This is a genomic window from Symbiopectobacterium purcellii (assembly GCF_052050035.1).
Lineage (GTDB): Bacteria > Pseudomonadota > Gammaproteobacteria > Enterobacterales > Enterobacteriaceae > Symbiopectobacterium > Symbiopectobacterium purcellii_A.
In genome coordinates, this window is the sequence record NZ_CP189882.1 from 1581835 (window position 1) to 1605455 (window position 23621).

A 23621-nucleotide genomic window follows, 5' to 3' on the forward strand; every position below is an offset into this window, starting at 1 on the left:
AGCATCATGATGCATTTTTTTCATGTTGCTCGGTAAGCGCCTGTTTTATGAATTATCTTCATGTTACGTCTGGACATCTGGACGGCTAATAACATTTTGCTTTATCTTATTCTTATGCGTTTTCGTTCATTGCCAGGCGTTATCACCCCGTGAAAGATCTGGCCGATCAGATGTCTTTTTTCCTGGGATAACCGCCATGACGCACACACATCCGCCAACGCCACACAAACTGGAAATGCGTGGGATTTCCATTGCCTTTTCCGGCTTCGCTGCGCTGACGCAGGTCGATTTCACGCTAGAAGGCGGCTCTATCCACGCGCTGACCGGTGCCAATGGCGCAGGCAAATCCACGCTGATGGCGGTACTTTCCGGTGCGCATGAGCACTATAGCCAAGCGACTTAATTTTGATTACACCATATGGACTGAGAACAAACTCTCTGTATCGCAACCCATCTCTCTTTTTTTGCTTTTTGCTTGTGCCCATTTATGCTCAATTGGGTTAAGATCTGGCGAATATGTAGGCAAATACTCCACCATATACCCTGCATCGATGATGACTTGTTGAATATTATGTTTTTTGTGAAAAGTGGCATTGTCCATCATGATTACACTGTTTTTAGGGAGTACTGGGATAAGGACTTGTGTGACCCAGGCATAGAAAACATCGCTGTTAATATTGATATCAAATAATCCGATAGCAAACAGCGTTGTGCCTAATAAAGCGCCGATAACATTTGTTCTTCCCCTAGCTCCCCAGTTCTTCAGGCCAAAACACCGTTGACCTTTTGGGGAATAGCCGTGAGTCCGTGGGGCATCGTGTGAAAAACCACTTTCATCAATAAAAACAATAGGTTTACCTTCTTTTTCATACTGTTGTTTTTTTTGTTGAAATCCCTGCCGGGCGTTTTCGTCGGCTTTCGGATGACGTAGAGTTTTTTTTATAGGTCAATCCCAGCTTTTTAAGCGCTTGCCAAATGGCCTTCTGACAAACGCCAAAACGCTCTGCACGTTCTTTTTGGTAAGCATCTGGATATTGTTCAACATCTTTTATCAACTCGGATTTATCGATCTTTCGCTGACGCGTGGTCGATGCTTTTGACTCTATTTGATTAATCCAACGCGATACAGAGGCAGGGCCAATCCGAAATTGCTTCGCTGTTTCTCGGATACTCAACCCTTCGTTTTTCCGTGTAGATATAGCCAACCGACTTAAAAATGATTACATCCTATGCCCTGATATGCGGCAAAGAAGCATAGCTGGCTGTTATCAAAATAATGTCGCTTGGCTATATCACTTTACGTCTAAAATCAATTGAATAGCTCATTTAAATAATGTAATCAAAATTAAGTCGTTTAGCTATATATCGCTATATCCTGCAGGAGAGACAGGCTGGCGGGGAGCTATATCAGCAACTTCCTCATCGGGGAAAACGTTACAGGTACAATGCCGAAAACCTCAAATCAGGCCCTATTCCCAACCGTGTTGGTATTGAGTATCGCCCAGCTCAAGCCGAGCTTAAACAGGAGCCTGGCCACTTCGAAATTGACACTATTTTTGGCAAAGACCAGAAGTCATTCTTGTTAACCATCGTAGATAAAGCATTGAAAACCGTCATCATTCGCAAACTGCCTAATAAGCGTGCGGAGACTGTGGTTGCTGCTTTCAGGGACATTGAAGCTAATACCTTTTGCAAGTTTAAGACCCTAACAGCTGATAACGGCCCTGAATTCGCTCTGCACGAGCAAATTACTCAAATCACAGGGGCGCAGGTCTACTTTGCCCATCCTTATCATTCCTGGGAGAGGGGCTTGAATGAGCACACCAACGGGCTGATACGACGTTTTTACCCAAAGGGAACAGACTTCAGTCAGGTCAGTCATCGTAAGATTGCCGAACTCGAACACATACTCAATACAAGGGGCAGAAAATCGCTGGGCTATCGTTCCCCCAATGAGGTATTTTTAACGCACTTACTGGTGGCATAAGCCTCTACCGTTTTGTTGCGTTTCGAGTGGGGATGGGGCTGTAGGTATTAGCGAGCGGACGTTCCAGCGCTGGCGGCTAAGTCCTGACGACCGGCGACCGACGGCATCACGGCCGATGCCGAAAAACAGGCTCAGTGCTGAAGAGGAACAGCAGGTGCTGGCCATCTGCCATGAGCCACGATTCGCCAGTCTGTCGCCGGCGCAAATCGTACCGGCACTAGCCGATGAGGGGCGTTACGTTGCCAGTGAATCGACGTTTTACCGGGTGTTGCGCCGTGCCGGAGAGGTCAGTCATCGCGGGCGTCAGCAGGCCCCGCAAAGTAAGCCGCTGTCGACATGGAAGGCGATCGCGCCGAACCAGGTGTGGTCGTGGGACATCACCTGGCTGAAGTCGCTGACGGCGGGTCACTGGTTCTACCTGTATCTCATAGAAGATGTGTTCAGTCGCAAAATAGTGGGTTATGAGGTGTACCCGGTCGAAAGCGGCGAGTATGCAGCAGAACTGCTGAAGCGAACGGTGCTGAGCGAGCGCTGCTGGCAGGAGCCGCTGGTACTGCATGCGGATAACGGTGCACCGATGAAGTCACAGGTGCTGCAGGTGAAGCTTGCGGAGCTGAAGATAACCCCGTCACACAGTCGGCCGCGGGTAAGCAACGACAACGCCCACGCGGAATCGCTGTTCAGGATGCAGAAATACGTGCCTGCATGGTCTGAAAAAGGCTTTGCAACGCTGGAAGATGCGCGAGCCTGGGTGGAAACCTTCGTCGGCTGGTACAACGAGGAACATCGCCATAGCGGTATCCGGTATGTCACGCCGGGCCAGCGGCACAGAGGCGAAGACAGCCAGTTGCTGGTAAAGCGAAAATCGGTGTATGAGGCAGCAAAAATGCAGAACCCGCATCGTTGGTCAGGGCCAACAAGAAACTGGGAGCGGCAGGACGAAGTGTGGCTAAATCCGGAACGGGAAAAACAGGCCGTATGAATCAACTGGGGCGACAACTACCTTGACACGCACCGAGGCTTTTATCAGTGTTAGATGGCGATGCATACAGGCTGGCAGTGTTATGCCTGAGCACTGGCGCACGATGGGGTGAGGCCAGCTCACTACGGGCTGAACAAGTGATAAACAGCAGGGTAACATTCATGGAAACGAAAAACGGCAAGAACCGAACGATCCCCATATCGGAGGAAGTTTCACAGATCATCAAAACCAGTGAAACCGGAAAGCTGTTTAAAGTGGATTATCCGGCGTTCTGTGAGCAAATCAGGGCAGTAAAGCCAGACATTCCAAAAGGCCAGGCATCACACATTTTGCGCCACACGTTTGCCAGTCATTTTGTGATGAATGGAGGGAACTTGGTAGCGTTACAGCAGATCTTAGGGCACGCCAGCATACAGCAAACTATGACGTATGCTCACCTTGCCCCGGACTACCTGCAACATGCAATTACCCTCAACCCATTGCGAGGGAAAATTGATGTTTAAGATCAAACTAGTTGCTGAATAGAGACTTGCATTTTTTGTCAGGCTATTGAGAATAAAAAGAGGTTTAACTTAGAGAATAAAGGTTTGAAATGATCAACAAAGAGCGGTTGTTACGAGATAATCGTTTATGTAAAGCAATCATTGGATTATCAGTCGAAGAATTGAAAAATTTAGCCGCTGAATTTTCAGCTTGTTATTTGATTTATCGGAAAAAGAATCGAAAAGATCACGAGCGACAGATGGGTGCAGGGCAGAAAGGATTTATCCCAACCCCATTAGATAAACTGCTTTTTATTTTATTGTATTTAAAATGTTATCCGACCTATGATTTGCAAGGACTTCTTTTTGGTTTAGATAGAACACGGGTATGTCGCTGGGTAAAAATATTATTGCCGGTTTTAGAGGGCTTTGTTGAATAATTTAACCGTTTGATTTACATCTTCTTTAGTTAGAATGCATTTACAGAGAATGTATTTTGTTAGAACGACAAATCAAATAGTTAGCACAATAAAAAGCATTCCGAGAGGAAAAATTAGTCGTTGAAATTTTATAATGCTTATATAAATCAGTATCTTAAATTATTCAACAAAGCCGTTTTAGAGATGACCTTGGGGCGAGAATGTGTTTTGCCCGCTCGTCAAATTCGCTCTGCTGAGGAATTTTTTCGCGCCTTTCCTGGAGTTAAAGACGTCTTTATTGATGGGACAGAGCGACCTGTCCAAAAGCCTAAGAATCTGCGTCGGCGAAAAAAAATGTATTCGGGAAAGAAAAGACAGACCACTCGAAAAGAGCTTATTATGACTGACGAAACAAGGCAAATTGGATTTATCCCCATGAGCAAAAATGGGCGCCGTCACGATAAACGCTTACTCGATAAAGTCGATATAATTCGCCATATTCCTCCTGAGGTAACCATCTGGGCAGATACCGGTTTTCAAGGTATAGATAAACAGCATCCTAATACACAAATCCCAAAAAAAGGAACTCGAAAAAGACCTTTATCGCCTGAACAAAAACAAGAAAATAAAATAATCTCGGGCATCCGTATTACAGTTGAACACGCCATCGCGGGTATCAAGCGCCTCGGTTGCATGACCCAAATTTTACGGAATCGTAGACCCTTTATTGATGATACCTTCTTACTCCTTAGCGCCGGTCTTTGGAATTTCCATCTCAGAACAGCGTAAAATTTACTTCAATCACCGAAACACCCTTATTTCACTATTAAGCAACACGCTTATCGTCCACATGTCGTCCACACTTGCGGAAAATGGCCCATTACTGACCACTATTTAACCGCTTGTGATTGCTTGTAATCGCTTAACAGGCAATTGTTTTTGAAAGCATTATCTGAAAAACCGCAAAAAAAAGGCCCTCCATCATGGAGGGCTAAAAGACAGGGATTGTGTCTATGGCAAGGAAATCAACTTCTTACTACTCTCACTACAGGGTTACTCAGGGATTCGGTTCACTGTTCAGCGCCCCAGAGGGGGGACATGGATGCTTCAGCCTGGGATAACTGCTGCCGCATCTCGTTCATTCGCTGTTGATATCGCTGTTCAAGAACTAATTTTTTGTCTTAATTCAGCAAGTTATACATTTTATTTCGCACACGTGTCATTTCTATCTTGCGCTCAACCTGCGCTTGCATCATCTGCGAAATCTGTTTTCTGACGGCCGCTTCATCAAATTTCTCAGCGGTCACCAAAGTATGCATTTTTTCTATATCATTTAAGTGCAGCACGGGCGCGTCTTGCCTTTCCTGTTGCATCAGGTCACGCATGTGTTTACGCTGTTGCTACGTCAGTTTCACACCGTCAAACAGACCGCGCTGACTGATGGCGTTTCGCAAGGCTGCATCGCCATGGTGCCAACCGGGTAGTGACGCACTATCGCTATCGGCTACTGATACGTTAACGACACCGAACATCAGCAATGAAATGAGAGAGATTTTTATGCGCCGTAGCATCATCACCCCCCGGTATAATGCGCCAATCTGTGAATCAATGAACACAAGTCTAAACACCTTGCTGCAAACATGCGTCAGAGGATGTAAAACTACGTAAAGTCATGGAATAGCGTCGATCTATGACGTATTTTTCCCCTGGAGGTAGCCTAATCATGAACAAGATTCTGTTGGTGGATGACGACAAAGAACTCACCGCTTTGTTGAAAGAGTTGCTCGAAATGGAAGGCTTTAACGTTGTCGTTGCCCACGATGGCGAACAGGCATTAAACGTATTGGACAGTACGGTAGATTTGCTGCTGTTGGACGTCATGATGCCGAAGAAAAACGGCATCGACACCTTGAAAGAGGTGCGGCAGCAGCATCAGACGCCCGTCATCATGCTAACCGCTCGCGGTAGCGAACTGGATCGCGTTCTGGGGCTGGAACTGGGGGCAGATGACTATCTGCCTAAACCGTTTAACGATCGTGAACTGGTGGCCCGCATTCGCGCCATTTTACGCCGCTCATCGTGGACTGAGCAGCAGCAGACCACGGATAACGGTTCACCGACCCTTGAAGTGGACGGTCTGCGCCTCAATCCGGGGCGTCAGGAAGCGAGCTTCGACACCGAAGTTCTGGATTTCACTGGCACCGAGTTTACGCTGCTCTACCTGCTAGCGCAGCGGTTGGGACAAGTGGTGTCGCGCGAACATCTCAGTCAGGAAGTGCTGGGTAAACGTCTGACGCCGTTCGATCGTGCGATAGACATGCACATTTCCAACCTGCGACGTAAACTGCCGGAACGTAAGGACGGGCAACCCTGGTTTAAGACGCTGCGTGGACGTGGTTATTTAATGGTATCAACAAGTTAAGATAGGTATCTGCGGCGTGATCGACAGTTTGACTTCGCGCATTTTCGCCATTTTCTGGCTGACGCTGGCGTTGGTACTAATGCTGGTGCTGATGTTGCCCAAGCTGGACTCACGCCAGATGACGGCGCTGCTGGAAAATGAGTATCGTCAGGGCGTGATGCTGGAGCAGCATATCGAAGCCGATCTTGCCGCCGATCCGCCCAACGATCTGTTTTGGTGGCGACGCCTGTTTCGCGTGATCGAAAAATGGTCACCGCCGGGGCAGCGTCTGGTTTTCGTCACAAGCGAAGGGCGCATTTTCGGTACGCTGCAAAAAACCGAAATGCAGATTGTGCGTAACTTTATCGGCCAGTCCGATAATGCCGACCATCCGCAGAAGAAAAATTATGGCCGGCTCGAGCTGCTTGGGCCGTTTTCCGTGCGCGACGGTGAGGATAATTACCAGGTTTACCTGATCCGCATGGCCAACAGCCCGCAGTCCGATTTTATCAATTTGCTGCTGGACCGCCCGCTGCTGTTACTGATTGTCACCATGCTAATCAGCACACCGCTGCTGCTCTGGTTGGCCTGGAGCCTGGCAAAACCGGCACGTAAGCTGAAAATTGCTGCGGATGAAGTGGCGCAAGGCAACCTGCGCCAGCACCCCGAACTGGAAGCCGGGCCGCAAGAGTTCCTTGCCACTGGCGTCAGCTTTAACCAAATGGTCAGCGCGCTGGAACGCATGGTGACCGCGCAACAACGTCTGCTTTCTGATATTTCCCATGAGCTGCGCACGCCGTTGACACGCTTGCAATTGGCTTCCGCGTTACTGCGCCGTCGCCAGGGCGAGAACAACGAGCTGAACCGCATTGAAACCGAAACGCAGCGGCTGGACAGCATGATCAACGACCTGTTGGTGTTATCGCGTAATCAGCACAAGAACGAGCTGGGGCGTGAATATATCCGTGCCGACGAACTGTGGGGAGATGTGCTGGACGATGCCCGTTTTGAAGCCGAGCAAATGGGCAAAACGCTGGACGTGCCCTATCCACCCGGCCCCTGGCCGCTGTTCGGTAACCGTTCCGCACTGGAAAGCGCCTTCGAAAACGTGGTGCGCAACGCCCTGCGTTACTCAAACACGCATATCAGCGTCGCCTTTGCCGTTGATAATCAAGGATTCACCATTAACGTTGACGATGATGGCCCTGGCGTTAACCCTGAAGATCGCGAGCAAATCTTCCGTCCGTTCTATCGCACCGATGAAGCGCGCGATCGGGCATCGGGCGGCACGGGGCTAGGGTTGGCGATTGTGGAGAATGCGATTACGCAACATAAAGGCTGGGTTAAAGCAGGAGACAGCCCGTTAGGGGGGTTGCGTCTGACCATCTGGCTGCCGCTAAACGAACGCTAAGCACAAAATAACGAACTGGGGTACGGCGCGTATGCGCCGCCCCGCTAGCGCATACGCTGAATCACTTGCAGCAGTTCTGCTATCGCGTCTTCCCCGCCATCGTCCAATACCGCCTTACGCACGCAACCGTTGGTGTGATCGGCCAGCAATTGGTTGGCGACAGCGTTAAGGGCGGAACGCGCCGCAGAAATCTGATTAAGGATATCAACGCAATAACGGTCTTGCTCGATCATCTGACCGATACCGTTAACCTGACCGTTGATCCGGTTGAGCCGGTTCAGCAGCGCTTTCTTACGCGGCTGAACCACACGGCGCACGCCCGGTTCATCGGCAGAATTGGCCGCTTCCGTGTCAGCGGCACAAAACTCGCATTTACGCGACGACGTCAAAGACGAGTCCTTCGACAGTGTCGCGGAAGACGTCTGGGTTGGCTTTTTCTGTCTCATTGTACTCCACGTTTACCAGACCGGTTTCCAGCGTGACCTGCACACCCTGAACCCCATTGAGCGCTTCCAGCGCGTTCTTGACCTTACTGGCGCAGCCGCCGCAGGACATATAGCCAAGCGACATTATTTTGATAACAGCCAACTATGCTTCTTTGCCGCATATCAGGGCATAGGATGTAATCATTTTTAAGTCGGTTGGCTATACCTTCGACGTTGATTGTAGCATAGGACATAAAATACTCTCCATTTCACATTGTGTGACACCGGGCGGAGCGGTAAGGCTCAGAATATCAATCGCGCCGGGTCGGTTTCCAATGACGTAACAGCAATGAATTGCTCAGCACCGAAATCGAACTGAGCGCCATGGCACTCCCGGCAATAACCGGATTCAGTAACGACAACGCCGCCAGCGGAATGCCCAGCACGTTGTAGAAAAACGCAAAAAACAGATTCTGTTTCACCTTGCCAAGCGTCGCACGCGACAGGCTGATGGCATCCAGCAGGCTATCAAGACGGTTACGCATCAGCACCACATCCGCCGTATCCAGCGCAATGTCCGAGCCCGCGCCAATGGCGAAGCCCACATCCGCCGCCGCCAATGCGGGCGCATCATTGATACCGTCGCCCACCATACCGACACAGCGTCCACTGGCCTGAAGGCGCTGTATCTCCGCCGCTTTGTGCTCCGGCAGCACCTGAGCCACCACGTTGGTGATCCCCACCTGTTTGGCGATTACCGCCGCGGCACGGGGATTGTCTCCCGTCAACATCATGACCTCGATGCCTTGATGTTGCAGGTCGGCGATCGCAGTGCGTGCATCGTCGCGCACCTTGTCTGCCAGCGCAATGTACCCCAACAGAAGGCCAGCGCGAGCCACAGCAATCACCGTTTTTCTCTGCGCTTCCAGTGTGGCAATCTGCGCCTGATCGAGCACGATGTCATTTTCATCCAGAAAACGCGGTGACCCCAACAGCCAGGTTTCACCGGCGACTTCACCTTTTACTCCCCGGCCAATCACCGCCTGAAACGCACTCACCTCGACGGCTTCCACACCGGCATCCCGCGCATGCTGTACTAGCGCTTGTCCGAGCGGGTGCTCAGAATACTGTTCCAGAGAAAGCGCGACACGCAGCAGCTCGGCGTCGGCCACCGCAGCGTCTGGCAGTACATCGCTGACCGAAGGCTTACCCTCTGTGATGGTGCCCGTTTTATCCAACACCAGCACTTGCAAGCGTTGTACTTGCTCTAACGCATTGGCATTGCGGAACAAGATACCGGCACGCGCCCCTTGCCCAGTACCCACCATTATCGCCGTCGGCGTCGCCAACCCGAGTGCACAAGGGCAGGCAATCACCAGCACCGCCACCGCACTCACCAAACTGGAGGCCAAATCCCCGCTGATAAACCAGTGTGTCAACCAGGTCAGCAGCGCGATGGCGACTACCACCGGCACAAACACCGATGAAATTTTATCCGCCAGACGCTGTACTGCTGCTTTAGAACCCTGTGCATCTTCTACCATGCGAATAATGCGTGCCAGTGCCGTATTGCTCCCCACCCCGGTGGCTTTGACGCGCAGCATACCGCTTTGATTTATAGCCAAGCGACATTATTTTGATAACAGCCAGCTATGCTTCTTTGCCGCATATCAGGGCATAGGATGTAATCATTTTTAAGTCGGTTGGCTATAGCGTCGCACCAAACACCTCGGCACCCACCGCTTTCACCACTGGCACACTTTCACCGGTGAGCATCGATTCATTGACCTCTGAGAGACCATCAAGAATGACGCCGTCGACAGGAATACTCTCACCGGGACGCACCACAAAGATATCGCCACTGTGCAGACTGGCCACATCGCGATCCTCAATCTCACCGTCCACTTCCACATGGGCGATGGACGGTTGCAGGTTGAGCAAGCCTTCAATGGCGGCACCGGTTTTGGTTTTCGCTCTGCTTTCCAGCAGCTTACCCAACAGCACCAGCGTAATGATCGCGGCGCTGGCTTCAAAATAGAGATGATCGTGCGGCGTGGTCAGTAATGTAAACAGACTGAACAGATAAGCTACGCTGGTCCCCAGCGTGACCAGTACGTCCATGTTGGAGGTGCCGCTGCGTAATGCGCTCCAGGCGCGGTGGTAGAAATGACGTCCGCTCCAGAACTGCACCGGCGTTGCCAACAAGGCTTGCAGCCAGCCGGGCAGTAGATGCCCACTGCCGAAAAACATCCCGACCATTTCCGCCATCAGCGGCACAGTGAGCACAGCCGCAATCAGAAACTCGCGGCGTTCGCGCTGCCAGGCACGTTCGCGCCATTCGCGTTCCTCACCGCGCTGAGCGCCATCGACCACATGAGCCTGAAAGCCACCTTGCTCAATCGCGCGCACCATCTGTTCCGGGCTAACCACGCCGGGACGATAGCGCACACTGGCTCGGCTGCTGGCAAACAGTACCGTCGCATGTACATCCGGCAGGGCTTCGAGTGCCGCCTGAATACGTTCAGCACAGAGCTCGCTGCTCATGCCGGAGAGTTCCAACGTGAGATTCTGTTCCACCACGTCAAAACCGACCTTATGAATCGCCGCGACCACATCCTGCACCGTACTGCTTTCCCCTTGCAGCCGGACACGCGCACGCTCGCTGGCGAAATTAACGTTGGCTTCCACCCCCGGCAAGCGGTTCAACACACGCTCAAGGCGTACTGCACAGGCCGCGCAGGACATGCCGCTAATGGGAAGGTGCAATGAGAGAGGATCGCTAGCATTATTCATTTCGTTGTTATCCTTAGACTTTCCGTTAAAAGGCGTCTATATCAGCCTTGTCGGTGAGGGGATAACACTCCCCCTGATGTTGCTAACAATATACCCCATACGGGTATATTGTTAGCAACATAGTGCTAAATATATTTATACCCTAAATAATTCGAGTTGCAGGAAGGCGGTACGTTCAGCCCCATCACGCCAGCGGACAGAGGCAAATCATCACAGTACACAGAAGCCTGCCGTGACTCGAATTTCAGTCATCTGCCTGTTGTGTTTTGCTGCTCCTTCAGTAGAGTGAGCGGTATTTCCCGCTATTTATCAGGGCAGTCAGTGGCTTTGTTGAATAAATCAGAATTAGCCGACAGGATGACTCCCTCTGCTACACCTGTTATCCTATCCTGACGCTGTGTGGCATACCCAACAACGTCATACGGTTCAGCGCTTTGACCATCGCTATGGCTTCACCTACTTGAGCCTCATAGTCACGCAGGCTCAGATGGCCACCCAGCAAAGTTTTTATGCGGAACATCGCTGTTTCTGCCACTGAACGCCGGTGATAACCCACTTTCTTTTTCCACATATCATTATTCCCGCTCAGACGCTGATTCGCCACCGCATGGTTACGTTCATGGTACTTGTCCGGCCAGTATTTGGCTCCGCTTCGCGGCGGGATAAGGGGCCTGATTTTCTTTCTTAGCAACGCATCGTGGCAGTAACGGGCGTCATAAGCACCGTCTGCTGACACTTCCCTGATTTTTCGGTGGGTTTGGTTAATCAGGCCCGGCAGTGCCTGCGCATCTGTCGTTCCGCTGAGCGATAAGTCGGCACAGATAATCTCATGCGTCGCACTGTCTGCTGCCAGATGAAGCTTGCGCCACACTCGTCGTCTGTCAGCCCCATGCTGCCTGACTTTCCATTCACCTTCGCCAAAGACCTTCAGACCGGTACTGTCGATGACCAGATGCGAGATTTCACCACGCGTTGGCGTTTTTATGCTGATAGGCTTTGTTGAATAATTTAAGATACTGATTTATATAAGCATTATAAAATTTCAACGACTAATTTTTCCTCTCGGAATGCTTTTTATTGTGCTAACTATTTGATTTGTCGTTCTAACAAAATACATTCTCTGTAAATGCATTCTAACTAAAGAAGATGTAAATCAAACGGTTAAATTATTCAACAAAGCCATGCTGATACTGACGGTTTTTGCCCGCCGACTGACCAGAGAGTAGTCCGGGCAGCGCAGTGGCAGGCTCATCAGTGTAAAAACCGAGTCGACAAAGCCCTGTAATGCCCGGAGCGACAGGTTAAACACGCGCTTTATCATCAAAACCGTGGTAACAGCCATATCGGTGTAGTAAAGCGGCCGACCACGACCTTCAGGCGAAGCACTGTCAGTCCATGCAGCGATGGCGGACTCATCAAGCCAGACCGTCAGGGAGCCGCGTTGTCTGAGTGCTTTGTTGTAGGTGGGCCAGTTGGTGATTTTAAACTTTTGCTTTGCCATGGGGAGCTGCTATCGGGAGCGATGATAGTGCTTTGATCCGGCGATCCCCTGAAAGTTCGATTTATTCAACAAAGCCGCAGTCAGTTTGAGTAACGCGTGGTGCGACCGCGTTGCTCCTTGTCCGTCAAACAGGAAGTGATAATGAAAGGTGTTTCCTTATTGGCTGGCGCACTTGCACTTCTTTTCAGCGGCCAGGCGTTGAGTTCAGGTGATGATGTATGCGGATTTTCCGATGCCGAATGCGGCATTGCGGCGCTGCCTTATCTGGAGCCCAATAACGACACCCGCGTCAATCTGATCCTACTGCAAAGCAGCCGCCACCATTTGGCCATTCCACTGCCACAGCCATTGCCCGATCAGACACGAACCCGCGTGAACCCGTTTACCGCCTATCGCGTCATGGGGCTGACAGCCAGTGAGACCAGCGAGGACGACGCCACGGCGGACAGTGTGAATAAACTCTCACCGCTGGCAGCCAAAGCCAAACAGCTAAACCTTCCTGCCGAGGTGCAAGCGCAGATGGATACGCTGGCACCAGAGGAAAACGAAGGGCGTCATATCTCCAACGATACCAGCGCAGTCGAAGCCTTTTTTGATGTATAGCCAAGCGACATTATTTTGATAACAGCCAGCTATGCTTCTTTGCCGCATATCAGGGCATAGGATGTAATCATTTTTAAGTCGGTTGGCTATACTGCTGGCAAATACCCAACTCACCGAACCGCAGCGCATCACGTTGGCACAAGCCCGTATCAATATGCTCTCTTCCGCAACCACCTTAGCCACCATGACCGGCTACCTCGCGACGCTGCCTGCGGACGGCCATGTCGGATAGCTCAAGCAGTATTTGATTAACGCGGTGGCCTTTTATCAGGGTCTGTTTGAACAGGCCAACAGTGGCTTTCAATCGCTCACCACAGCCAACCAGCCGTGGGTGGCCGAAACCGCGCGCTACATGTTGATTCGCGTGTCGCTGAATCAAGCGATGGAAAATGCGCTGGATGAATACAACATGTTCAATGTCGATAAGGCGGATAAAGAGCAAGGTTGTCGCGCGGTCGAACGTATTGACGCCTATCTGCAAGCCTAACCGAAGGGCCGTTATGCCGATTCTGCCCGTGGACTTTATCGACGCGCCTACTGGGTGATCGGCGATGAAAATGCCTTGTCGGCACGCTATCAGCGCGTAATCGCCGCGCAGAAAGATCTGGATGCGTTACATACCATCAATAACGAAATCGACAATAAACTAGTTGCTGAATAGAGACTTGCATTTTTTGTCAGGCTATTGAGAATAAAAAGAGGTTTAACTTATAGCTAAACGACTTAATTTTGATTACATTATTTAAATGAGCTATTCAATTGATTTTAGACGTAAAGTGATATCTACACGGAAAAACGAAGGGTTGAGTATCCGAGAAACAGCGAAGCAATTTCGGATTGGCCCTGCCTCTGTATCGCGTTGGATTAATCAAATAGAGTCAAAAGCATCGACCACGCGTCAGCGAAAGATCGATAAATCCGAGTTGATAAAAGATGTTGAACAATATCCAGATGCTTACCAAAAAGAACGTGCAGAGCGTTTTGGCGTTTGTCAGAAGGCCATTTGGCAAGCGCTTAAAAAGCTGGGATTGACCTATAAAAAAAACTCTACGTCATCCGAAAGCCGACGAAAACGCCCGGCAGGGATTTCAACAAAAAAAACAACAGTATGAAAAAGAAGGTAAACCTATTGTTTTTATTGATGAAAGTGGTTTTTCACACGATGCCCCACGGACTCACGGCTATTCCCCAAAAGGTCAACGGTGTTTTGGCCTGAAGAACTGGGGAGCTAGGGGAAGAACAAATGTTATCGGCGCTTTATTAGGCACAACGCTGTTTGCTATCGGATTATTTGATATCAATATTAACAGCGATGTTTTCTATGCCTGGGTCACACAAGTCCTTATCCCAGTACTCCCTAAAAACAGTGTAATCATGATGGACAATGCCACTTTTCACAAAAAACATAATATTCAACAAGTCATCATCGATGCAGGGTATATGGTGGAGTATTTGCCTACATATTCGCCAGATCTTAACCCAATTGAGCATAAATGGGCACAAGCAAAAAGCAAAAAAAGAGAGATGGGTTGCGATACAGAGAGTTTGTTCTCAGTCCATATGGTGTAATCAAAATTAAGTCGCTTGGCTATAGAGAATAAAGGTTTGAAATGATCAACAAAGAGCGGTTGTTACGAGATAATCGTTTATGTAAAGCAATCATTGGATTATCAGTCGAAGAATTGAAAAATTTAGCCGCTGAATTTTCAGCTTGTTATTTGATTTATCGGAAAAAGAATCGAAAAGATCACGAGCGGCAGATGGGTGCAGGGCAGAAAGGATTTATCCCAACCCCATTAGAGAGACTGTAAAATAATCTGTGTAAATGGCATTTTGAGGAAAACCTTCAAAGGATAACAAAATGCCTATCAGCAACGAACTTATTGACCAACTGCTTCAAGATTGTCACTCCCCTCAGGATCTGCTGGGTGAATCAGGCCTACTCAAGGTGCTGACTAAAAGACTGGCGGAACGGGTTCTTGAAGCTGAGATGGAGATGCACCTTGGGTATGCTAAGCATGACCCGGCTGGTAATCATTCAGGCAACTCACGCAATGGCAAGACATCCAAGAGCGTACGTAGCCAAAATGGGGAGATCGAGCTCGATATTCCGCGCGACCGCAACAGTACCTTCGAGCCGACACTGATCGGTAAGCACGAAAAACAGCTTAACGGCTTCGATGACCGCATTATTTCTCTCTATTCCAGAGGGTTATCAACCCGTGATATTCAGGCACACTTTAAAGAAGTCTACGGGGTCGATGTTTCCGCTGGCTTCATTTCTCAAGTGACCAATGCTGTGATGGATGAAGTTAAGCGCTGGCAGCAACGGCCGCTGGATGCGCTTTATCCCATTGTTTACCTTGACTGTATTGTTGTCAAAAGCCAGGACGGCGGAGCCGTGGCCAACAAGTCTGTTTATCTGGCCCTCGGCGTCAACGGCCAGGGCGAAAAAGAGCTGCTGGGGCTATGGATAGCCAAAACTGAGGGGGCCAAGTTCTGGTTATCTGTGATGACAGAACTGAAAAATCGTGGGCTAAAGGACATCTTCGTCGCCTGCTGCGATGGCCTGAAAGGCTTTCCTGATGCCATTGAAGCTGTTTACCCGCATACGCGGGTACAGCTCTGCATTGTGCATCAGGTGCGGAACTCGCTGCGCTACGTCGGCTGGAAAGAGCGTAAGGCCGTTGCTGCTGACCTGCGCACCATCTATAGTTCCGCAACGCTAGAGGGCGCTGAAGAGGCCCTGGATGCCTTCGCGGCCAAATGGGATGAACAGTTCCCGACGATCAGCCCGTCGTGGAGAAATAATTGGGAACGTCTCATCGTCATTTTTGACTTTCCGCCGGAGATCCGCAAGGTTATCTACACCACCAACGCGATAGAGTCGTTAAATGCTTCATTGCGCAAGATAACGAAAACGCGACGAATATTTCCAACGGATGACTCGGTGATAAAATTACTCTATCTAGCCTTGCATAATATCTCTGCTAAATGGACCTTGCCAATCAGAGACTGGAAACCTGCTATGAGCCAATTCATGTTGATGTATGGAGAACGAATCTCCGGTTAAGCAATGGAGCCATTTACACAAAATTCTTTACAGACTCCCATTAGATAAACTGCTTTTTATTTTATTGTATTTAAAATGTTATCCGACCTATGATTTGCAAGGACTTCTTTTTGGTTTAGATAGAACACGGGTATGTCGCTGGGTATAGCCAAGCGACTTAATTTTGATTACACCATATGGACTGAGAACAAACTCTCTGTATCGCAACCCATCTCTCTTTTTTTGCTTTTTGCTTGTGCCCATTTATGCTCAATTGGGTTAAGATCTGGCGAATATGTAGGCAAATACTCCACCATATACCCTGCATCGATGATGACTTGTTGAATATTATGTTTTTTGTGAAAAGTGGCATTGTCCATCATGATTACACTGTTTTTAGGGAGTACTGGGATAAGGACTTGTGTGACCCAGGCATAGAAAACATCGCTGTTAATATTGATATCAAATAATCCGATAGCAAACAGCGTTGTGCCTAATAAAGCGCCGATAACATTTGTTCTTCCCCTAGCTCCCCAGTTCTTCAGGCCAAAACACCGTTGACCTTTTGGGGAATAGCCGTGAGTCCGTGGGGCATCGTGTGAAAAACCACTTTCATCAATAAAAACAATAGGTTTACCTTCTTTTTCATACTGTTGTTTTTTTTGTTGAAATCCCTGCCGGGCGTTTTCGTCGGCTTTCGGATGACGTAGAGTTTTTTTTATAGGTCAATCCCAGCTTTTTAAGCGCTTGCCAAATGGCCTTCTGACAAACGCCAAAACGCTCTGCACGTTCTTTTTGGTAAGCATCTGGATATTGTTCAACATCTTTTATCAACTCGGATTTATCGATCTTTCGCTGACGCGTGGTCGATGCTTTTGACTCTATTTGATTAATCCAACGCGATACAGAGGCAGGGCCAATCCGAAATTGCTTCGCTGTTTCTCGGATACTCAACCCTTCGTTTTTCCGTGTAGATATCACTTTACGTCTAAAATCAATTGAATAGCTCATTTAAATAATGTAATCAAAATTAAGTCGTTTAGCTATAAAAATATTATTGCCGGTTTTAGAGATGACCTTGGGGCGAGAATGTGTTTTGCCCGCTCGTCAAATTCGCTCTGCTGAGGAATTTTTTCGCGCCTTTCCTGGAGTTAAAGACGTCTTTATTGATGGGACAGAGCGACCTGTCCAAAAGCCTAAGAACCTATCCCAAAAGGAATTGTCAGTTAATAAGTAATGGCAATTTCTGAGGGCAGTATGGCAAGCAATAAGTGGCAGATCAGCGATGAACCCTGGGGGAAAATGGTTCCGTTGCTCCCGGAACACAAAACCCACCATCCGCTGGGTACGCATCGCAGGCGGGTTGATAATCGTGCCGCAATGAACGCCATTCTCTTTGTGCTCAGAACGGGTTGCCAGTGGAATGCCCTGAATGCCACCGGGATATGCTCGTCAAGCTCCGCTCACCGCCGCTTCCAGGAGTGGCGGGATGCAGGAGTTTTTGAACGGTTCTGGCAGAACGGGTTGCTGGCCTGCGAGCAGCTGGATGCTATCGACTGGTCATGGCTGTCGATGGATGGTTGTATGACGAAGTCACCGCTGGCAGGCTCAAAAAAACAGGACGGAATCCCACAGACCGGGGGAAACAGGGTGTAAAGCGTAGCCTGATGACCGATGCGAACGGGCTTCCCCTCTCTCTGGTTGTCTCAGGGGCTTTGTTGAATAATTTAACCGTTTGATTTACATCTTCTTTAGTTAGAATGCATTTACAGAGAATGCATTTACAGAGAATGTATTTTGTTAGAACGACAAATCAAATAGTTAGCACAATAAAAAGCATTCCGAGAGGAAAAATTAGTCGTTGAAATTTTATAATGCTTATATAAATCAGTATCTTAAATTATTCAACAAAGCCTGTCTCAGGGGCAAATACCCACGACATAAAGCTGGTTGCTGATACTCTCGACGCCCTTCAGACGGGCAGACGCGGCAGAAAGCTCCGCCTCTGTCTGGACAAAGGCTATGAAGCCGGATGGCAGGAGGCCTGTCTGAAAAGTCGTCGTTACGAACCTCATATCCAGTCAAGGAAAGAGGAGTCGGAAGCCATCAAAAACACGGATTTTAAAGCTCACCGCTGGGTAGTGGAGAGAACGCACAGCTGGATGAATCGCTTTCGTCGGGTTCTGACTCGCTGGGAGAAGAAAGTCGAAAATTATGAGGCGATGCTGCATTTTACCTGCGGCATCATTGTCTGGAATAAAATCCTATTGGGATAGATTCTAAGAATCTGCGTCGGCGAAAAAAAATGTATTCGGGAAAGAAAAGACAGACCACTCGAAAAGGGCTTATTATGACTGACGAAACAAGGCAAATTGGATTTATCCCCATGAGCAAAAATGGGCGCCGTCACGATAAACGCTTACTCGATAAAGTCGATATAATTCGCCATATTCCTCCTGAGGTAACCATCTGGGCAGATACCGGTTTTCAAGGTATAGATAAACAGCATCCTAATACACAAATCCCAAAAAAAGGAACTCGAAAAAGACCTTTATCGCCTGAACAAAAACAAGAAAATAAAATAATCTCGGGCATCCGTATTACAGTTGAACACGCCATCGCGGGTATCAAGCGCCTCGGTTGCATGACCCAAATTTTACGGAATCGTAGACCCTTTATTGATGATACCTTCTTACTCCTTAGCGCGGGTCTTTGGAATTTCCATCTCAGAACAGCGTAAAATTTACTTCAATCACCGAAACACCCTTATTTCACTATTAAGCAACACGCTTAATAAATTGCTGGAAAGCAGCAGCTTTATTCAGACGCCAGACGCACCGTTGCTGATGCTGGTGCAAGATCTGAAACGGCTGCGCAGTGATAAAGGCTAGATGCAGTGGCCTGCATTGTCAGAAGCCGAACTGTTCGCCCAGCAGGCGATGTTTGACGATGCCGGTATGCAGCAGCAGTATCGCTACCTGCACGCCGCCTTCCACTATTATCAGCAGCGGGATGCGGTGGCCACGCTGGCGTTGATTCCGGAAGAAACGGGCAAGGATCTGACGGACACCACCCATTTCAGCCTCCAGGTACTGCGCGGTTTGGCGCTGGAGGCCGAACACGGCTGGCAGGCGGCAGAAACGCACTGGCGGCACCTGCTGACGTTGAAAACCAACGAAACTCAGCAGCAGTATCTGCAACTGTCGCTGGCAGAAACGCTGGTCAAAGCAGGCCACCCTGAGGCTATTTTTGCGCCTGACAGCCCGGTTAAAAATCTGCGTTTCCGCTCAGCGGTGCTGAAAAGCGCTGCCAATGCCGACCTGCTGCGCCAACAAACCGGCGAACAACAGACCCATGAAGAACGCGCCGTGGCACTGCACACGCTGCTGACCCAATCGCTGGTACACCGTGACTATGCGGCCTATCTCAAAGACAGCGAGCTGTTACGCACCATTGCGCCGTTGAAAAGCGCAGAAAACGCCAGTTGGAATATGGAAGACCTCACCGCGTTCACCTGGGATGGCAGCGATACCGAAGAGGGGTATCAATGCACAGCGCTGACCACGGTGGTATCCACGTTAAATAAGCGGCCGAATGACGCTCACGCCACCAATTGTCTGGGGGCCCCATTCCCACTCGAAACGCAACAAAACGGTAGAGGCTTATGCCACCAGTAAGTGCGTTAAAAATACCTCATTGGGAGAACGATAGCCCAGCGATTTTCTGCCCCTTGTATTGAGTATGTGTTCGAGTTCGGCAATCTTACGATGACTGACCTGACTGAAGTCTGTTCCCTTTGGGTAAAAACGTCGTATCAGCCCGTTGGTGTGCTCATTCAAGCCCCTCTCCCAGGAATGATAAGGATGGGCAAAGTAGACCTGCGCCCCTGTGATTTGAGTAATTTGCTCGTGCAGAGCGAATTCAGGGCCGTTATCAGCTGTTAGGGTCTTAAACTTGCAAAAGGTATTAGCTTCAATAAACTAGTTGCTGAATAGAGACTTGCATTTTTTGTCAGGCTATTGAGAATAAAAAGAGGTTTAACTTAGAGAATAAAGGTTTGAAATGATCAACAAAGAGCGGTTGTTACGAGATAATCGTTTATGTAAAGCAATCATTGGATTATCAGTCGAAGAATTGAAAAATTTAGCCGCTGAATTTTCAGCTTGTTATTTGATTTATCGGAAAAAGAATCGAAAAGATCACGAGCGGCAGATGGGTGCAGGGCAGAAAGGATTTATCCCAACCCCATTAGATAAACTGCTTTTTATTTTATTGTATTTAAAATGTTATCCGACCTATGATTTGCAAGGACTTCTTTTTGGTTTAGATAGAACACGGGTATGTCGCTGGGTAAAAATATTATTGCCGGTTTTAGAGATGACCTTGGGGCGAGAATGTGTTTTGCCCGCTCGTCAAATTCGCTCTGCTGAGGAATTTTTTCGCGCCTTTCCTGGAGTTAAAGACGTCTTTATTGATGGGACAGAGCGACCTGTCCAAAAGCCTAAGAATCTGCGTCGGCGAAAAAAAATGTATTCGGGAAAGAAAAGACAGACCACTCGAAAAGGGCTTATTATGACTGACGAAACAAGGCAAATTGGATTTATCCCCATGAGCAAAAATGGGCGCCGTCACGATAAACGCTTACTCGATAAAGTCGATATAATTCGCCATATTCCTCCTGAGGTAACCATCTGGGCAGATACCGGTTTTCAAGGTATAGATAAACAGCATCCTAATACACAAATTCCAAAAAAAGGAACTCGAAAAAGACCTTTATCGCCTGAACAAAAACAAGAAAATAAAATAATCTCGGGCATCCGTATTACAGTTGAACACGCCATCGCGGGTATCAAGCGCCTCGGTTGCATGACCCAAATTTTACGGAATCGTAGACCCTTTATTGATGATACCTTCTTACTCCTTAGCGCCGGTCTTTGGAATTTCCATCTCAGAACAGCGTAAAATTTACTTCAATCACCGAAACACCCTTATTTCACTATTAAGCAACACGCTTAATGTCCCTGAAAGCAGCAACCACAGTCTCCGCACGCTTATTAGACAGTTTGCGAATGATGACGGTTTTCAATGCTTTATCTACGATGGTTAACAAGAATGACTTCTGGTCTTTGCCAAAAATAGTGTCAATTTCGAAGTGGCCAGGCTCCTGTTTAAGCTCGGCTTGAGCTGGGCGATACTCAATACCAACACGGTTGGGAATAGGGCCTGATTTGAGGTTTTCGGCATTGTACCTGTAACGTTTTCCCCGATGAGGAAGTTGCTGATATAGCTCTCCGCCAGCCTGTCTCTCCTGCAGGATATAGCGATATAGCGTATTCTTGCTGACAGATATACCGAATTCCAGGTGCAAACGGCCACTGATGATTTCAGGTGAAGAGTGAGTGGAAAGCGCCTGCCTGATGAAGTTCTGAATGTGTGGCTCCAACGGGTAAAAAGCATTGTTTGGCAGAGGCTTATGACGGCGTTCCCGGGCCAGAGTGTCCGCCCTTCTACAGCAGTAGACACCATTGAAAGTAGGGTCGGTATTGCGTCTGAGTTCCCTGCTGATGGTCGAGCGAGGCAGAGCAAGCTCTCTGGCGATGGTAGCTTGGTTGACACCTTCACCACGCCGCTTTTCGATGTAGAACCGTTCTTTCTGAGTCAGATGTTTTCCCTGCATGCAACAGGCTCTCCAGTATGGCCAGAACGGTGATTTTATCCGACTCTGGCAAGTGGGTCACTTTGTTGCGTTTCGAGTGGGAATGGGGCCAGAACCACTCTGTGCAGTCAGGATCGTTGTCAACGAAAAGGCGGAATTGCTGGTAAGGGAGGTTGCCCTGTCGGACCACCGTTTTGAAAATCTGCTTAACCATTTTTGTATGAACGCGCTGATGCTCAGGGGAATGTGACACGGGATAACCTTCGGCTGGCGGGTTTCAGAATATCGCTATTCTGCCACACTTCGATTTGCAGCCGCCAGGCTGCTTCGTTCGCATATTTCCCGCGATCCTTAGAGATCTTTCGCTGCTCGGGACTTGAGCACATCCGCGCTAGAGCGTATACTACGCCACCTTTGAGAATCTTGGGTGTGGCGTTAAGAGCCTATCTCAGCAGGTTTACCCTGATGACAGCATCTTTACTTGTAAAGCTGCTGAGATGGGCTCTAAAGCCTGACGAGGCGGCCAACATCCTCTACGAAGCTCGAGCTGATTTGATTTTTGGAGAATAGACATGTCCCGAGTCTGCCAAGTTACTGGCAAGCGTCCGGTGACCGGTAATAACCGTTCCCACGCACTGAATGCGACCAAACGCCGTTTTCTGCCGAACCTGCATTCCCATCGTTTCTGGGTTGAAGGCGAAAAACGCTTTGTAACGCTGCGCGTATCTGCTAAAGGTATGCGTGTTATCGATAAGAAGGGTATCGAAGCGGTCCTGGCCGATCTGCGTACCCGTGGTGAAAAGTACTAAGGAACTGAATCATGGCTAAAGGTGTTCGCGAGAAGATCAAGCTGGTTTCTTCTGCCGGTACTGGTCATTACTACACGACGACGAAGAACAAGCGCACTAAGCCGGAAAAACTGGAACTGAAGAAATTCGATCCGGTTGTCCGTCAGCATGTGATCTATAAAGAAGCTAAAATCAAGTAATTTTAGTGGACTTATTAAAAACCCGGCCAAGGCCGGGTTTTTTTATGCTACGTTAGCCGCGGGAGTGTTCAGGAGGAGAAAATGCCGGAATTACCAGAGGTTGAAACGAGCCGCCGCGGGATATCCCCCTATCTTGTCGGACACACCATCCTGCACGTTGACGTGCGTAATCCCCGCTTGCGTTGGCCAGTGTCCAACGAGATCCTCGCGTTGAGTGACCAGCCTATTTTGAGCATAGCGCGCCGGGCAAAATACCTGCTGTTTGCACTGCCTGACGGCTGGATTATTGTACATTTGGGCATGTCTGGCAGCTTACGCATTCTGCCGGAATATCTCCCTCCCGATAAGCACGATCATGTGGATATGGTCATGGACAACGGCCATGTCCTGCGTTATACCGATCCCCGACGTTTTGGTGCCTGGTTGTGGACGACGGATCTTGAAACCAGCAGCGTACTTGCTCATCTTGGCCCGGAACCCTTGAGTGAGGAATTCTCCCCCGACTATCTCTATCAACGTTCTCGCGGTAAACACACGGCGATTAAGCAGTGGGTGATGGATAACAAGGTGGTGGTTGGCGTAGGAAACATTTATGCCAGCGAATCCCTTTTTATGGCGGGCATTCATCCCGATCGTGCGGCAGGTTCGCTGAGCGAATCAGAATCTGCGCATTTCGTTCAGTCGATAAAGCAGGTACTACAGCGTTCGATTGAGCAAGGCGGGACGACGTTAAGGGATTTTTTACAATCAGATGGTAAACCGGGGTATTTTGCGCAGGAATTGCAGGTTTATGGTCGTGCGGGGGAACGTTGCCGCGTATGCGGAACACCGTTGTTAACGAAAAAACATGGGCAGCGTAGTACATTTTATTGTCGTTGCTGCCAGAAGTGATGCTGGATAAATAACGCCAGGTTGCCGTTT

Annotated in this window: 33 protein-coding genes and 7 pseudogenes; 26 read left to right on the forward strand and 14 right to left on the reverse strand. The window is 49.0% G+C overall.

From position 1 onward, the window contains the following. Positions 1 to 196: 196 nt before the first annotated feature. A pseudogene (locus tag ACQGXV_RS11770) lies at positions 197 to 388 on the forward strand (ATP-binding cassette domain-containing protein); the annotation flags it as partial. Between the two features lie 21 nt (positions 389 to 409). On the opposite strand, the gene ACQGXV_RS11775 reads toward ACQGXV_RS11770, so the two are convergent. Both ACQGXV_RS11775 and ACQGXV_RS11780 read right to left on the reverse strand, forming a co-directional pair. Next, entirely contained in the window at positions 410 to 943 is a 534-nt protein-coding gene (locus tag ACQGXV_RS11775; RefSeq protein ID WP_440862665.1) for an IS630 family transposase, read from the reverse strand. Further along, positions 867 to 1205, reverse strand: a complete 339-nt coding sequence (locus ACQGXV_RS11780) for an IS630 transposase-related protein (RefSeq protein ID WP_440862928.1) — start codon at positions 1203 to 1205, stop codon at positions 867 to 869. The genes ACQGXV_RS11775 and ACQGXV_RS11780 overlap by 77 nt, the downstream gene beginning before the upstream one ends. Before the next feature lie 152 nt (positions 1206 to 1357). Here ACQGXV_RS11780 and ACQGXV_RS11785 point away from each other — a divergent pair. The 5 genes and pseudogenes from ACQGXV_RS11785 to ACQGXV_RS11805 all read left to right on the forward strand — a co-directional run. Next, positions 1358 to 1987: pseudogene (locus tag ACQGXV_RS11785) on the forward strand (IS30 family transposase); the annotation flags it as partial. A gap of 46 nt (positions 1988 to 2033) precedes the next feature. Further along, the gene (locus tag ACQGXV_RS11790; protein ID WP_440867389.1) at positions 2034 to 2969 is read left to right on the forward strand and encodes an IS3 family transposase; all 936 of its coding nucleotides are present in this window, start codon (positions 2034 to 2036) and stop codon (positions 2967 to 2969) included. Between the two features lie 35 nt (positions 2970 to 3004). Then, a pseudogene (locus ACQGXV_RS11795) lies at positions 3005 to 3472 on the forward strand (tyrosine-type recombinase/integrase); the annotation flags it as partial. 89 nt (positions 3473 to 3561) lie between these two features. Then, on the forward strand, positions 3562 to 3891 hold the full coding sequence (locus ACQGXV_RS11800) for a helix-turn-helix domain-containing protein (protein ID WP_440866477.1): 330 nt from the start codon (positions 3562 to 3564) through the stop codon (positions 3889 to 3891). A 120-nt stretch (positions 3892 to 4011) separates the two neighbouring features. Further along, entirely contained in the window at positions 4012 to 4659 is a 648-nt protein-coding gene (locus tag ACQGXV_RS11805; RefSeq protein ID WP_440866478.1) for a transposase family protein, read from the forward strand. A gap of 392 nt (positions 4660 to 5051) precedes the next feature. Here the strand turns inward: ACQGXV_RS11805 and ACQGXV_RS11810 are convergent. Further along, positions 5052 to 5258, reverse strand: a pseudogene (locus tag ACQGXV_RS11810) (Spy/CpxP family protein refolding chaperone); the annotation flags it as partial. 335 nt (positions 5259 to 5593) lie between these two features. Here ACQGXV_RS11810 and cpxR point away from each other — a divergent pair. Both cpxR and cpxA read left to right on the forward strand, forming a co-directional pair. Continuing rightward, positions 5594 to 6292 carry an envelope stress response regulator transcription factor CpxR gene (gene cpxR, locus ACQGXV_RS11815; RefSeq protein WP_440866479.1) on the forward strand — a complete coding sequence of 233 codons (699 nt, stop codon included), beginning with the start codon at positions 5594 to 5596 and terminating at the stop codon, positions 6290 to 6292. Positions 6293 to 6308: 16 nt separating this feature from the next. Continuing rightward, a complete protein-coding gene (gene cpxA / locus ACQGXV_RS11820; protein WP_440866480.1) occupies positions 6309 to 7682 on the forward strand; it encodes an envelope stress sensor histidine kinase CpxA in 1374 nt (457 codons plus the stop codon). Between the two features lie 44 nt (positions 7683 to 7726). Here the strand turns inward: cpxA and ACQGXV_RS11825 are convergent, their stop codons facing one another. The 7 genes and pseudogenes from ACQGXV_RS11825 to ACQGXV_RS11855 all read right to left on the reverse strand — a co-directional run bounded on the left by ACQGXV_RS11825 (position 7727) and on the right by ACQGXV_RS11855 (position 12401). Next, the gene (locus ACQGXV_RS11825; protein ID WP_440866481.1) at positions 7727 to 8071 is read right to left on the reverse strand and encodes a metal-sensitive transcriptional regulator; all 345 of its coding nucleotides are present in this window, start codon (positions 8069 to 8071) and stop codon (positions 7727 to 7729) included. Beyond that, positions 8055 to 8252 (reverse strand): heavy-metal-associated domain-containing protein, encoded by a 198-nt coding sequence (locus ACQGXV_RS11830; RefSeq protein ID WP_440866482.1) that lies wholly within the window; start codon positions 8250 to 8252, stop codon positions 8055 to 8057. Before ACQGXV_RS11830 ends, ACQGXV_RS11825 begins: the two co-directional genes overlap by 17 nt. Next, positions 8212 to 8361 carry a hypothetical protein gene (locus ACQGXV_RS11835; RefSeq protein ID WP_440866483.1) on the reverse strand — a complete coding sequence of 50 codons (150 nt, stop codon included), beginning with the start codon at positions 8359 to 8361 and terminating at the stop codon, positions 8212 to 8214. The genes ACQGXV_RS11830 and ACQGXV_RS11835 overlap by 41 nt, the downstream gene beginning before the upstream one ends. Positions 8362 to 8418: 57 nt before the next feature. Then, positions 8419 to 9732 (reverse strand): heavy metal translocating P-type ATPase, encoded by a 1314-nt coding sequence (locus ACQGXV_RS11840; RefSeq protein WP_440866484.1) that lies wholly within the window; start codon positions 9730 to 9732, stop codon positions 8419 to 8421. 82 nt (positions 9733 to 9814) lie between these two features. Then, entirely contained in the window at positions 9815 to 10900 is a 1086-nt protein-coding gene (locus ACQGXV_RS11845) for a heavy metal translocating P-type ATPase (RefSeq protein WP_440866485.1), read from the reverse strand. Positions 10901 to 11279: 379 nt separating this feature from the next. After that, positions 11280 to 11891 (reverse strand): annotated as a pseudogene (locus ACQGXV_RS11850) (IS5 family transposase); the annotation flags it as partial. Between the two features lie 162 nt (positions 11892 to 12053). Then, positions 12054 to 12401, reverse strand: coding sequence for a transposase (locus ACQGXV_RS11855; protein ID WP_440866486.1), 348 nt, complete (start codon positions 12399 to 12401; stop codon positions 12054 to 12056). A 141-nt stretch (positions 12402 to 12542) separates the two neighbouring features. On the opposite strand from ACQGXV_RS11855, the gene ACQGXV_RS11860 reads away from it, so the two are divergent. From ACQGXV_RS11860 to ACQGXV_RS11895, 8 genes are all read left to right on the forward strand, one after another. Continuing rightward, positions 12543 to 13004, forward strand: a complete 462-nt coding sequence (locus ACQGXV_RS11860; RefSeq protein WP_440866487.1) for a hypothetical protein — start codon at positions 12543 to 12545, stop codon at positions 13002 to 13004. Positions 13005 to 13086: 82 nt separating this feature from the next. Then, entirely contained in the window at positions 13087 to 13236 is a 150-nt protein-coding gene (locus ACQGXV_RS11865) for a hypothetical protein (RefSeq protein ID WP_440866488.1), read from the forward strand. A 12-nt stretch (positions 13237 to 13248) separates the two neighbouring features. Then, on the forward strand, positions 13249 to 13491 hold the full coding sequence (locus ACQGXV_RS11870; protein WP_440866489.1) for a hypothetical protein: 243 nt from the start codon (positions 13249 to 13251) through the stop codon (positions 13489 to 13491). A 259-nt stretch (positions 13492 to 13750) separates the two neighbouring features. Beyond that, positions 13751 to 14116, forward strand: coding sequence for an IS630 transposase-related protein (locus ACQGXV_RS11875; RefSeq protein ID WP_440862584.1), 366 nt, complete (start codon positions 13751 to 13753; stop codon positions 14114 to 14116). Beyond that, positions 14040 to 14573: an IS630 family transposase gene (locus ACQGXV_RS11880; RefSeq protein ID WP_440862665.1), complete on the forward strand. Its 534-nt coding sequence runs from the start codon at positions 14040 to 14042 to the stop codon at positions 14571 to 14573. The genes ACQGXV_RS11875 and ACQGXV_RS11880 overlap by 77 nt, the downstream gene beginning before the upstream one ends. A gap of 41 nt (positions 14574 to 14614) precedes the next feature. Next, positions 14615 to 14815 carry a hypothetical protein gene (locus ACQGXV_RS11885; RefSeq protein WP_440866490.1) on the forward strand — a complete coding sequence of 67 codons (201 nt, stop codon included), beginning with the start codon at positions 14615 to 14617 and terminating at the stop codon, positions 14813 to 14815. Positions 14816 to 14865: 50 nt separating this feature from the next. Beyond that, positions 14866 to 16077: an IS256 family transposase gene (locus ACQGXV_RS11890; protein ID WP_440862551.1), complete on the forward strand. Its 1212-nt coding sequence runs from the start codon at positions 14866 to 14868 to the stop codon at positions 16075 to 16077. Next, entirely contained in the window at positions 16055 to 16225 is a 171-nt protein-coding gene (locus ACQGXV_RS11895; protein ID WP_440866491.1) for a transposase family protein, read from the forward strand. The genes ACQGXV_RS11890 and ACQGXV_RS11895 overlap by 23 nt, the downstream gene beginning before the upstream one ends. A 19-nt stretch (positions 16226 to 16244) precedes the next feature. Here ACQGXV_RS11895 and ACQGXV_RS11900 read toward each other — a convergent pair whose 3' ends face one another. Then, positions 16245 to 16778: an IS630 family transposase gene (locus ACQGXV_RS11900; RefSeq protein WP_440862665.1), complete on the reverse strand. Its 534-nt coding sequence runs from the start codon at positions 16776 to 16778 to the stop codon at positions 16245 to 16247. Then, positions 16702 to 17067, reverse strand: coding sequence for an IS630 transposase-related protein (locus ACQGXV_RS11905; protein WP_440862584.1), 366 nt, complete (start codon positions 17065 to 17067; stop codon positions 16702 to 16704). The genes ACQGXV_RS11900 and ACQGXV_RS11905 overlap by 77 nt, the downstream gene beginning before the upstream one ends. A 46-nt stretch (positions 17068 to 17113) precedes the next feature. Between ACQGXV_RS11905 and ACQGXV_RS11910 the strand changes: the two genes are divergently transcribed. The 5 genes and pseudogenes from ACQGXV_RS11910 (at position 17114) to ACQGXV_RS11930 (ending at position 19733) form a co-directional block, all read left to right on the forward strand. Next, positions 17114 to 17293 carry a hypothetical protein gene (locus ACQGXV_RS11910; protein WP_440866492.1) on the forward strand — a complete coding sequence of 60 codons (180 nt, stop codon included), beginning with the start codon at positions 17114 to 17116 and terminating at the stop codon, positions 17291 to 17293. A gap of 20 nt (positions 17294 to 17313) precedes the next feature. Further along, positions 17314 to 17771 (forward strand): annotated as a pseudogene (locus ACQGXV_RS11915) (IS5 family transposase); the annotation flags it as partial. Positions 17772 to 17972: 201 nt separating this feature from the next. Continuing rightward, positions 17973 to 18332, forward strand: a pseudogene (locus ACQGXV_RS11920) (IS5 family transposase); the annotation flags it as partial. A gap of 11 nt (positions 18333 to 18343) precedes the next feature. Then, on the forward strand, positions 18344 to 18796 hold the full coding sequence (locus ACQGXV_RS11925; RefSeq protein WP_440867390.1) for a transposase family protein: 453 nt from the start codon (positions 18344 to 18346) through the stop codon (positions 18794 to 18796). Positions 18797 to 18962: 166 nt separating this feature from the next. After that, a complete protein-coding gene (locus ACQGXV_RS11930; RefSeq protein ID WP_440866493.1) occupies positions 18963 to 19733 on the forward strand; it encodes a hypothetical protein in 771 nt (256 codons plus the stop codon). Here the strand turns inward: ACQGXV_RS11930 and ACQGXV_RS11935 are convergent. Further along, positions 19719 to 20033: an IS30 family transposase gene (locus tag ACQGXV_RS11935; RefSeq protein ID WP_440867322.1), complete on the reverse strand. Its 315-nt coding sequence runs from the start codon at positions 20031 to 20033 to the stop codon at positions 19719 to 19721. The two genes, ACQGXV_RS11930 and ACQGXV_RS11935, sit on opposite strands and share 15 nt — an antisense overlap. Before the next feature lie 85 nt (positions 20034 to 20118). Between ACQGXV_RS11935 and ACQGXV_RS11940 the strand changes: the two genes are divergently transcribed. Continuing rightward, positions 20119 to 21018: a transposase family protein gene (locus tag ACQGXV_RS11940; RefSeq protein WP_440862939.1), complete on the forward strand. Its 900-nt coding sequence runs from the start codon at positions 20119 to 20121 to the stop codon at positions 21016 to 21018. A 37-nt stretch (positions 21019 to 21055) separates the two neighbouring features. On the opposite strand, the gene ACQGXV_RS11945 is transcribed toward ACQGXV_RS11940, so the two are convergent. Beyond that, positions 21056 to 21733, reverse strand: coding sequence for an IS30 family transposase (locus ACQGXV_RS11945; RefSeq protein WP_440866494.1), 678 nt, complete (start codon positions 21731 to 21733; stop codon positions 21056 to 21058). Here ACQGXV_RS11945 and ACQGXV_RS11950 point away from each other — a divergent pair. From ACQGXV_RS11950 to mutM, 4 genes are all read left to right on the forward strand, one after another. After that, positions 21732 to 21962, forward strand: coding sequence for a hypothetical protein (locus ACQGXV_RS11950; protein ID WP_440866495.1), 231 nt, complete (start codon positions 21732 to 21734; stop codon positions 21960 to 21962). The genes ACQGXV_RS11945 and ACQGXV_RS11950 overlap by 2 nt on opposite strands. 322 nt (positions 21963 to 22284) lie before the next feature. Then, positions 22285 to 22521: a 50S ribosomal protein L28 gene (gene rpmB / locus ACQGXV_RS11955; protein ID WP_195314938.1), complete on the forward strand. Its 237-nt coding sequence runs from the start codon at positions 22285 to 22287 to the stop codon at positions 22519 to 22521. An 11-nt stretch (positions 22522 to 22532) separates the two neighbouring features. Further along, the gene (rpmG, locus tag ACQGXV_RS11960; protein ID WP_026738454.1) at positions 22533 to 22700 is read left to right on the forward strand and encodes a 50S ribosomal protein L33; all 168 of its coding nucleotides are present in this window, start codon (positions 22533 to 22535) and stop codon (positions 22698 to 22700) included. 81 nt (positions 22701 to 22781) lie between these two features. Further along, positions 22782 to 23591, forward strand: coding sequence for a bifunctional DNA-formamidopyrimidine glycosylase/DNA-(apurinic or apyrimidinic site) lyase (gene mutM, locus ACQGXV_RS11965; RefSeq protein WP_222158570.1), 810 nt, complete (start codon positions 22782 to 22784; stop codon positions 23589 to 23591). The last annotated feature ends 30 nt before the right edge of the window (positions 23592 to 23621 follow it).